Annotated in this window: 1 protein-coding gene; it reads right to left on the reverse strand. The window is 59.2% G+C overall.

What is annotated here, in order from left to right:
- A partial coding sequence (locus C5470_RS22200) for an AMP-binding protein (RefSeq protein ID WP_166291950.1) occupies positions 1-554 on the reverse strand: 554 nt, incomplete at both ends.

Genomic DNA, 554 nt, shown 5'->3' on the forward strand with positions numbered 1-554 from the left:
GGTCCAGGCGCACCACCGCCGCCGGCACCATATACTCCGGCAAAACTTGACTCAGGCGCTCACGTAAGTTATTCACCAGCCCTTCTTCCACGTCCGCCGCCACATACGCCACCAGCCGTTTGTCCAGTCCTTCCTCGTGAGCCAGCACCACGGCTTCACGCACCGCCGGGTGTTCGGCCAGCCGCGCTTCAATTTCCCCCGGTTCAATGCGGAAACCGCGGATTTTCACCTGCTGGTCAGTGCGACCGAGAAATTCCAGATTGCCGTCCGGCAAATAACGCGCCAAATCCCCGGTGCGGTACATGCGGGCATCCGGCTTATCGCTGAACGGATCGGGCAGGAAACGTTCTGCCGTCAGCTCAGGCCGGTTCAGATAACCCCGTGCGACGCCTTGACCCGCAATATAAATCTCCCCAAGTCCCCCCAACGGAACAGGCTGACCGCACGTGTCAAGAATATAGATACGGTTATTGGCAATCGGGCGACCGATGGGAGGCAAAGTGGGCCACCGGTTCGGATCCTGATCCAGAATGTATGCCGTTGTCACATGGCTT

Source organism: Photorhabdus stackebrandtii (genome assembly GCF_011189495.1).
In the GTDB taxonomy this organism is placed as follows: domain Bacteria; phylum Pseudomonadota; class Gammaproteobacteria; order Enterobacterales; family Enterobacteriaceae; genus Photorhabdus; species Photorhabdus khanii.